We start from the raw sequence: 9,180 nt of genomic DNA on the forward strand, positions 1-9,180 counted from the left end.
ACCATGTGTCCGGTCCGTACATCACGTACCTATTGTAAGGTTAAACGTTTAAGGGAGGCTTCGGCTTAGCTTCAACTGGCTCAATCCCAGCGTTTTCAGGGGCTGCTGGTAAGGTTAACCGATGGCAGGTCGCTTGGACGGCGGGGCGATGGTTAGATACCCATTAGATAATGCTGTGTTCCCCCCACTGGTCTGGGGTTCGCTCACATCCCCTCGAACAGAACCGAGATGCTCACACCCAATGCATCTGCTAGCACCTTGATTGCATTGATCGAAGGGTTGGCACCTCCTGTTTCAATGCGAGACATGTACGTCCTTGCGAATCCGCACTTGTCGGCAAACGCTTCCTGATTCATGCCCAGGGCGATACGCAGCTCTCGAACTCGATTGCCGAATTGGTGTTGTAGGGTTGGAGACGGAGGTGGGGCTGGCATTCCCCATGGTCAAGTGATGTGATCTAATCGTGAACACACTAATCGTGACATTAGGGCGCGATTTGATCGTACCTGCTCCTTCGCTCAGTAGGCTGAGCCCGAGGGCTGGAACACGTTATGGCATGCTAGGGAGCTGATCAATGACTGATAAAGACGCAACTTGTCACGACACCTCCGACGAAACGGAGGATTTCGCTCAACTCGACCAGGACTCGCTAATGAAGTTGGCGGACCTGGCTCGTGACAATCCTAAGGCTGCATCAGTGATGCTCGTGCTCTTGGCAAACGTAGGCGATGAGTGTGCACTGGTGGTTAGCCAAGCAACGCTGGCAAAGCTTTGTAAGTGTTCAATCCCCACGGTCAAGCGTGCGATTGCAGTCCTAGTGGCAGAGCATTGGATAGTGGCAGGGATAATTGGCTCGGGTCGGGTGGCATCTCTGGCGTACTTTATCAACTCTAGGGTTGATTGGACGGACAAGCGTGAAAACCTAGAGTACGTTCACTTCAATGCACGGGTGCTCATATCCGGGGAAGATAATCCCAACCTGAAGAGTAATCGGCTCAGCCAGAGCATGCATCTAGAGTCCGGTGAAACAGTAATTCCGGAATGTACCACGGCGCAGTAGCATCGACCATTTTACTAGCATGAGATACTTCAGGTGTAGCTAGGGGGCGCTGCTCCACTCCAACTTATTGATAGCGTTAATATCTCGTTGCTCACCGTTTCATGCAGTAATGTGTGGCAGGGCGAAAATGACCCGCAGCGTTTGATCTGAACTGTGCAGGTATATGGTGACTGACAGTCACGGACTATCAATCTCTAAGTATTTAACTTCCAAGCTAATCCTCTGTGCCTCAGGGCACTGTTAACAATTGTACAAGTTCCAAGGGAGGATGGGGGGTAGCCCTCTCCCGCTTTTGCTTTGAATTGTGCAAGGGGAGCTGGTGCCTGGTGGCACAGGCTAATTCCGCGTGACCATAGTCACGGCTAGCTTCCTTGCATTGATTAATCGTGGCTCGCGCCACAAGTTATCTAAGCAAGGTTCAGATCAAGAGCGGGGAGGGGCTTTGTTGCCCCAACTCCCCCTTGTTCCTGTCTAGAGTTATAATCCATGCCTCGTGGTACAAGTTGTTATGCCGTGGCGTAGACGCCACATGATAACTATAAAGGCATGCCCAATCTCTAGGCGGACGCATTGACGTTGCTTGGCCTAATCCATCTGGAGTGCTCGCGGACACATCGTGCAGCCAAGTGAATCTCCCTTATTATAAAAAAGCGGCGCCAACCCGTCATACCCGTCATAACATCGCTAGAGCCCGTGCTGCGTGGGGCGTACAGCCATGACGGGTTATTTTGCAACCCGACATGAACCCGTCATACCCGTCATGGTCCCCTCGTGCTTGAGTAAACGCGTTGCAGCTCGGCAGGTGGGGATGACTCCGATAGATCGGCTGCCAAACCTTTGGGGGTAATCCAAAGTCTTCCGTCGGTAGTTCGTTTCGCCTCGCATCCCAGTTCTGACAACTTCTCAGCTACTGCACGGTTGCTCAAGACTTCCCCAGTCTCAATGCGGTACTGGGCCTCGATGTCCAGTGCTTTCACAACCAGGTGACCTGCAATGTAATCAGCAACGAACTCGGATAGCCTCTCCTTGGGACAGAAACCTATCATTTCCCTTTTGCTAACGGTCATCGGCGGATCGCCCCACGGATAGAACTCGGATAGATCCACTGTTTCTAGCAAGTCTCGCACAATCTGCATGCCGCCTTTCTCCAATAGCCAAGGTTGCAGAATCGTGTTGAGGAAGAGGAAGGTTTCGTCCTTCGACTCCTTGTGCTTGATGAAGGCGGGCACCCAGAAACGGCGATCCTCTTGCTCCAGCGGTAATGGGAAATGGTCATTGCTCGTTATTATGAAGTTCAGGAAGTTATCCACCGTGGTGTCGGGAATATGCTTTCGTCGCAGCGTAATCGTCCTGTTTCCCTGGATTGATTTCAGGGTATTAACCGTCGACTCTGGGTTTTTGTAGACCTCGTCAATCACAATGAGTGTCTTGCCAACTAGAGCATCATTAAACTGACCAACCACGTCCCCTAGAGCTACTGTACCTATACTCGATTTCCCTAGCAGACCAGGCAACAGTTTTTCAGCCAAGAAGCCCTTACCAACTCCTTGATCTGAACGCAGCAGTACTGTGGCATTGATACGCTGGCCAGGATAACGGACCGAATGAGCTAACCAATCCCGGAAATAGTACCGCTCCTCGTGGATAGGGAAGAGGCGTTGCAGGAACTCAATGAAGGGCCCCGCATCGCGTCTAGATACTGCTTTTCCACTCGGGCGAATCTCCGGGCCAGTCCAGAGATTCAACAGTCGGTTGCTGCCGTATTCCATGATTCGACGGTAGTCACCGGGACGGAAGTCCTCGGCGTATACGATAGGCAGCTTATTAAGTAGGCTTTCGCCTGTAACGTCTCCCGTTCCACCAGCATCTCGGTAAGCCTGAACTAGCATCATAGGGTTGCCTTGTGGGGCTACCCCCATATTTAGCAGGTCGCGAAATTTGGGGCGGCTATCTGTCGTTGGGACAATCACGAATCGATCCTGCATAGTGCGAATTGCCGCGATGTTTGGGTCAATTGGTTTTACAACGGTTTCGGACATATATATCCCTAACTTTAAGTATTTAAATTTTTGCTTCTTCGTGCGTTGGATTCTTGTTGTGATTTACAATGGCTGAGTTTGATTAGTGTTAGAACAATTACATTATTTTCCTTTCTCAAAACAACACGAAGCCCGCTCTGCTCAACGGTCTATTGACTAGAGCGGCCGAAGTAATGTTGTGTGGATAGATTGGTTCTTGGGGGGGGCTCAGTAATCTTGTAAGACGCTTCGACAATGGCTAGTTTTTTGCGACACCAGCCATCTTCAAAGAGCTTGTTACCTAGGGCTGTCTAGAGTACGCCTTTGAGTTCGCGTCAGCCTTGAGCCTGCCACTCAACTAGAGCGTGATCGGGCGCCGATGACTCGGCCTCTTTCTCTGGCAACAAACCCGCCTTGCGGAGTAGCTCACCAATGTAGATTTCACACTTCCCGGTTACCATGGTTTGGCTGTATAGATAGGATTTATCATCCTTCTTAAGAACCTTCCCCTCGACTTCAAAGTCACCGGAGTCAATGTACTGCTGGTACGGAGGGTTGCCCTCTGCTCGGCGTAATATCCTGCTCTCACGGAGGAAGCGGAACAGTTTATTCCTGCCAATGCCGTACTTCTTCGCCACTTGCTCAATCGTTTGGCAGTTCACGGCCACTTTCACTGCGTCATGGAACTCAACTTTTGGAACGTCTCCTTTGATCTTTTGCTCCAGCCGGGCGTTATCTTTCAGCAGAGTCTGGGCCTGTGCCATCAATGGCTCGATATACTTCAGCGGGTTACGCAGCAGATCCAGAGCGGCATTTTCATGGACGGCCACACCATCCGTTACCATGCGGTCATAAGCCCGGATCACCTTTAGGTGATAGTTCGCACTGATCCACATCGCATAGGCGTAGACCAGTTCCTTAACGGCGTAAGTTCCGCCCATGCTGCCACGTTTGGCAGTTATCGGTTCAAAGGTAGGATTCTCTACTTTTAGATCATACACCAAGGATTGCGTGGAATCGTTATTAGTCCAGTGGACAGGCTTATGTCGCTCTGCTCCACCGGCAGCCTTATGGACATCGTTGAGGCAATAGCGTCCTTCCTCGTCCTGCCCGATAGTGATATCACCGATTACGACTTCTTTGTTCTGGTAATCAGCGAGTTGTGTAATGTTACTCATGTTTTACTAATGCCCTCCAGGGCAAATAGAGCGTCAGCGAATGCAGACGCTGATCCTTTAGGCTGCGTATTGGTTTTTCCAGTTCAGCAGTGTTTCATCAATTTTTCTTGCTTTACATTCTTTGCGGTACTCATTGTGCAGCGACATGCGTTCACGTAATTCGTCCGCGAAGAAGTACAGATCCTTGCCATTGTCTAGGACGTCAATGAACTCTTCGTCGGCCAGAAACCCTTGGTAGGTTCGCTCAACCCACTCAAGATTGACCCGCTCCATAAATGCGACACGTCCACGGATATCCGATTCTTTTCCGTAACCCGGGGAATAAGACCACGATTGAATCATCATCGTGCTACTGTCATAGATCACCCAGTCATCGGCTCGGAGGGCAATGGCTGAAGCGACTGACGCACATGTAAAGCCGATCTCAACCGTAATCTTTGCCTCGCACTCATCCATGCGGCGGCATAGGTAGTCACAAGTTTCCAAGCTTCCGCCAGGGGATGACAGCTGAATGTAAATCTCATCCCATTCTGTTGCGGTCACCAAGATGTTAAATAGTTCGTGGTACTCATCGATTTCACCAATGGGGCCGGTAAGTGGAATGACATACTGCGTTGAACTCCGAGTGCTCGTAGTGATGTTGGTGGGGTATGGGTTGTTCTCAGGTTTAACGAGTGTATTGCTAGCTTGGTATTTCATAAGTTGTCTCTTGCGATCGCGTTCTTTTGGTCATGGTTGCCCGACGCCACATAGTTGGCGTTGTTATTGGGTTTCGGTGTTTCATTTAACTTGCGTTATGGCTTGATGCCTGGCGAGTTTATTTCTTGCTTAAGGTGCGGCCAAAGTTGGTTGGCTTCTGGTACTAGAGGGTGGCTGGCGTGTTTCACCAGCCAACTTCAAGGTGTGCTTCGTCCAGATCGGTGCATAAGTTCGTCCGGGCTGCATACATCCATGTTACTAGCGCTGTCAGTTGGATTGGGGTCTAAACCCCAGTTCACTGGTCATCTATCAGCGGGCGAGGTCGTTTACAATCCTGTTCGACCATGCTTGGAGATAAACTGCTGGAGCCAGATCAAGCCTTTTCCGGTGAGAAACGGCATCGTCTTTAATTTCAGCTCGCCGGTGTTGCGATTCCGGTACGGCAGGTGCTTTACCTCGAATTGACCGGCGTCTAGATGCTTCTGGTAGGGGCGGTTCAGCCGGTGGGTACTGCGCATAAGTACTCGATGTTTGCGAAGGTATTCAAGAAGTCGAGTCCGGCCCGTGCCGACGAGTTTTGCGGCTTCATCAATATCGAACAGATGCTCGGTTTCAGCCACTTCTTCATAGAAGGCTGCCTTTTCGGCGACCCCTGCGAATTGCTGCTTCAGTGCTTTAACTTCGTGTTCCAGCTTGAGCCGTTCCTTTTCAAGCATTCTTGCGAGCTTCAAGGCCTCAGTTAGAGGGCTCGGAATAGTGTCTCCGCTGTAATTAGGCGATGCCTTCCGCAAGTGACGAGCGAAGGGGCTTCCATTAGCCATGATGACGGCGCTAGCGGCTTGGTTGCGTACAGAAATTGCGTAAGTATTGTTAATTGTCATATCTTTGTTTAATTCTCAAATTTAAGATGTAGCTGCCCGTCGCTAGAACTTTAGCGATGATAGTGGGCAATATAATTTGCGGTTCCCTCGCGTAATTTTAGTACTAGGCGAGGTGAGTACTTGTTCGGGTGAGTGCTAGGTCATCGGTAATTCTCTCTTTGGTCGTGGTTTCTTATAGGCAAAGGGGTGCCGTCACGGAAAATTAGAGTTCCGTCGTATTATTAAGATGCGGCAATCGAACTAAACTCACGGCTCTATGCTCAGCCATGTATGCGAAGGCTATTCTCTCAGGTCATGTTCTTGCTCTCCGTTTTGCGGTTAGGGTATCTCGCGGGGGGGTTATCTTGTGTCTATGGCATGGTATCTACTCGTGTGATTGAAACTAGGTCTAGGGAGTCTGGACTGATCAAATCCCGGACACGACAAAAACCCTTTACATCGTTGCCAGATTTTCTGGTCGTGTAGAGAGTTCTGTTAGTTTGGCCGAAGGCCCTGTAGCCCACCTTTATCCCGGTGAGGCCGCCATCCTAGCAGCGGCAGTTCTTACGTCAAGCTATTTCGCAAAAAAATTCGCACCTCGTCGGTGATCCTGCTGCTCAGATGACCAGTTCCGGCGACAAGCTACCCATAGAAGTGGCAGGGGTTGCAAAAGCCAGTGTAACTGCGGGCGTCAGGCGGGTGGGTTGACGTCGATGCTGCCAAGCGCCTCCGCCATTGCCCTCAGTGGACTGCGGCTGCCATAGATGCTGAACGTGACCGCCCCGTCCTCGTGACCGGCAATCCGCTTAATCAGCGAGTCCGGCACCCCGGCGTCCCGCAGATCGTCAATCAGCGTGTGCCTGAAACTATGGAAAGTCTTCCTGGGGTCGGTGATGCCCTGTTTGGTCTTGTACCGACCGAACCACTTCGATGGTGCATGTCCAAGCTTCCCACGCACGGCTTCCAGTTCAGGGAACAGGCGATCTGCTCCGGTGTTCCGGAGTGCTTCAACATGCTGCATCAGCCCCAAGTTGATCAGGGAGGGGTGCACTGGGAGAATACGTCGGCTGCTGGAGTTCTTCAGGTTCTGGCCTTCACGGCTGTCATCGATGCGGATGCACTGGAGACCCTGTTGCTCGATGAAGTCATCCACACGCAGTTGGCAGAGTTCTTCCAGTCGTGCCCCAGTGGCTCGCCCAAGGAGCGGTAGCCAATAGCGCCATGGATGTTTGTGGGCTTCTGCCTTTAGTGCATCCAGATCGAGCAGGGCGGTCAGGTCGTGTCGATCAAAGGACAACCGGGCTTCCTTGGCAGACCCGGTCATGACCTTCAGTCCCACCAATGGATTGTCCGCGATGTACCCGTTGGACTTGCACCAGTTCATGAACGCCGAGAGTTTGCGTAGACGGTTGTTTACAGTAACGGCGGTGATGGTCTTGTAAGTGGCGCCTGACTCAACCACCTGCTTCAAGGTCTTGCCCTCGTACTCGGGGCGTAGGCCGAAGTACTGCGGGCAGCGACTCAGACGATCTTTCAACAGGCGAGCTTGCTGGACGTCGAATGCTTCCACGGGCATGTCACCCATCAGTTCGAACAAATCTCGTAATGAGCGTTCGACTTCGTGCGTGCTGACTTCACGCCACGTGCCACCACGTTTCCCTTCTTCTATATAGAGCTTTGACAATGTGGCAAGGGTAGGGCCGTCACTGCTCCGCGTCACGGTGGCCGCTGGTGGCTTCTTAGGGGCAGACTGGATGGTTTGCGTTGGGGTAGCGTCTCGCCATTGCGAGCACAACGCACGGAGCGTCTGGAAGTCTGCCAGAGGGTGTTCGTTCAGGTGATTGTGCACCTGCTGAGCGAGTGATGCTGCGAGGAACTGGGCACTCTGCCGATGTCGGATGTTCAGACTCAGGCGTAAAGTGTGACACCTCGGGAAGAGGTGCTTGGGTAGCTTGAGATTGAGGTAATAGAGCGCCCCGCGCTTGATCATGTAGGCCATGGGTGTGACACCAAGGTGTTACAGCAAAGTGTGACAGTGCTGGCTACACCCCGTGTTTTTTACTGCCCGTGCAGCAAGTCCGCCCGGTAGATATCCTGCAACCTCAAAAGCCTGAAACCCTTACCCCATAAGGCCCGCAACGATCAGCGAGCATGCTGGCATGCCACCCGGTCAGGCCTGGAAGGGAGCAGCCGCAGCGGTGACATTGTGTGCCGGGGTGTGGCTGGTGGGGTTACCACCTTAACGCTAACTTGTTAATCTGCAACGAGTTATTCCTAGATAAATTCTTCGAGTGGACCAATGTGTGGGCGCCCAAGTGGGCCACCTCAGACCATCTTGGCGGTCCAGTTTTCTTCTGTCAGCATCCCTTCTCTTTTGCCCTCTGAGAGCTCCTCGGGGCACTTCCTGCTGCCTGTCCATTTGGTCTGTTGTGCGTTGTAGTAATCCTGAGGCTGGCTGGCACCAGGAGGCTAACAGCGCGTCTCTGACGTAAGTTGCCCCTGAAGGCGTATCAAGGGTGGGTCCTGATGATCGATGCTCGCGAGATCCCTTTGAGATTCTCCTGATGGGTACATCCTCCAAGTTCAGGATGCTGAAGAGAGACCTCTGGGAGTGTTGAGGGAAGGCTTTGGCCAGTTCCTTCATGCTACCAATCCAGCAGTTCCAGGTCGTCAGGTGTTCGGAAGACCATTGTCTCTGACACAGGGTACCCATGGTCCATAAGTTCGAAGAGATTCTGATAGTTCACCGTGAGGTTCTTCAGGAATGGGTCATGGACCTCAGTCGCTTCAATCAACTTTGCAGCATCCCTAGCCTCTGAAGGTGATCGGCTATCAATCCCTGGGCTTGCCCCTGCAAAACCGGACACCAACTCCCCGTTAAATTGATGCCACTGCCAACCGGCTGAACTCCCTTGGTGAGCGGTAGTTCAAGGCGCTGTGTGGATGCTGCTCGTTGTATTGCTCGAAGGCAGCGGCCAGGTTGCGTAGCGCCGTTCCTCGATCCGGCTGAGCCTCTGTACCGGCGTTGCAGGCAATTGATCACCGAAGCGCTTCTCCACGCTTTCCAGCATCAAGTCGCGGATGTCATCGCCGCTGTACCCGGTCGGGCTTGCGACCCAGCCGATGACTTCGCGATCACAGTAATCCCGGGTGAAGGTCACGCTCAGTCTGGCGCCGTGCTCGCAACGGAATTCAAAGTTATCAGAGCGCCAGCGCGTATCGCTGGTTTTCACTGCACTACGGCCTTCGTTCTGACGTAAGCGCTCCATGAACCCCACATTCAAAGTCACCACTTGATCCCAGACGCGGTGCCCCATATTTCTCTACCTGTGGCACATAAATAGCTCACCTACCATTTTGCTGGC

General features: G+C 52.3%; 7 protein-coding genes and 1 pseudogene. 1 reads left to right on the forward strand and 7 read right to left on the reverse strand.

Features of this window, described 5'->3' with window-relative positions; genetic code table 11:
- Nucleotides 1–203 precede the first annotated feature (203 nt).
- On the reverse strand, nt 204–434 hold the full coding sequence (locus PMI35_RS0132720; RefSeq protein WP_081504832.1) for a helix-turn-helix domain-containing protein: 231 nt from the start codon (nt 432–434) through the stop codon (nt 204–206).
- A gap of 140 nt (nt 435–574) precedes the next feature.
- Between PMI35_RS0132720 and PMI35_RS0132725 the strand changes: the two genes are divergently transcribed.
- Complete coding sequence (locus tag PMI35_RS0132725) at nt 575–1,060, forward strand: helix-turn-helix domain-containing protein (protein WP_008060475.1); 486 nt, start codon at nt 575–577, stop codon at nt 1,058–1,060.
- Between the two features lie 758 nt (nt 1,061–1,818).
- Here PMI35_RS0132725 and PMI35_RS14435 read toward each other — a convergent pair.
- The 6 genes and pseudogenes from PMI35_RS14435 to PMI35_RS35335 all read right to left on the reverse strand — a co-directional run.
- The gene (locus PMI35_RS14435) at nt 1,819–3,099 is read right to left on the reverse strand and encodes a primase-helicase family protein (protein ID WP_008060476.1); all 1,281 of its coding nucleotides are present in this window, start codon (nt 3,097–3,099) and stop codon (nt 1,819–1,821) included.
- Nucleotides 3,100–3,413: 314 nt separating this feature from the next.
- Nucleotides 3,414–4,256, reverse strand: a complete 843-nt coding sequence (locus PMI35_RS33335; protein ID WP_008060477.1) for a phage antirepressor KilAC domain-containing protein — start codon at nt 4,254–4,256, stop codon at nt 3,414–3,416.
- A gap of 57 nt (nt 4,257–4,313) precedes the next feature.
- On the reverse strand, nt 4,314–4,955 hold the full coding sequence (locus PMI35_RS14430; protein ID WP_008060478.1) for an ATP-dependent Clp protease proteolytic subunit: 642 nt from the start codon (nt 4,953–4,955) through the stop codon (nt 4,314–4,316).
- Nucleotides 4,956–5,281: 326 nt separating this feature from the next.
- Nucleotides 5,282–5,671 (reverse strand): phage antirepressor KilAC domain-containing protein, encoded by a 390-nt coding sequence (locus PMI35_RS0132740; protein WP_032831660.1) that lies wholly within the window; start codon nt 5,669–5,671, stop codon nt 5,282–5,284.
- Between the two features lie 835 nt (nt 5,672–6,506).
- Complete coding sequence (locus PMI35_RS14425) at nt 6,507–7,814, reverse strand: site-specific integrase (RefSeq protein WP_008060495.1); 1,308 nt, start codon at nt 7,812–7,814, stop codon at nt 6,507–6,509.
- Between the two features lie 878 nt (nt 7,815–8,692).
- Nucleotides 8,693–9,048: pseudogene (locus PMI35_RS35335) on the reverse strand (integrase core domain-containing protein); the annotation flags it as partial.
- Nucleotides 9,049–9,180: the final 132 nt, after the last annotated feature.

Source organism: Pseudomonas sp. GM78 (genome assembly GCF_000282475.1).
GTDB lineage: Bacteria > Pseudomonadota > Gammaproteobacteria > Pseudomonadales > Pseudomonadaceae > Aquipseudomonas.

Coding starts and splice junctions, on each gene's coding strand:
- PMI35_RS33335 (WP_008060477.1), bottom strand. CDS start 4,256: ATGAGTAACATTACACAACTCGCTGATTACCAGAACAAAGAAGTCGTA.
- PMI35_RS0132725 (WP_008060475.1), top strand. CDS start 575: ATGACTGATAAAGACGCAACTTGTCACGACACCTCCGACGAAACGGAG.
- PMI35_RS0132720 (WP_081504832.1), bottom strand. CDS start 434: ATGCCAGCCCCACCTCCGTCTCCAACCCTACAACACCAATTCGGCAAT.
- PMI35_RS0132740 (WP_032831660.1), bottom strand. CDS start 5,671: ATGCTTGAAAAGGAACGGCTCAAGCTGGAACACGAAGTTAAAGCACTG.
- PMI35_RS14435 (WP_008060476.1), bottom strand. CDS start 3,099: ATGTCCGAAACCGTTGTAAAACCAATTGACCCAAACATCGCGGCAATT.
- PMI35_RS14430 (WP_008060478.1), bottom strand. CDS start 4,955: ATGAAATACCAAGCTAGCAATACACTCGTTAAACCTGAGAACAACCCA.
- PMI35_RS14425 (WP_008060495.1), bottom strand. CDS start 7,814: ATGGCCTACATGATCAAGCGCGGGGCGCTCTATTACCTCAATCTCAAG.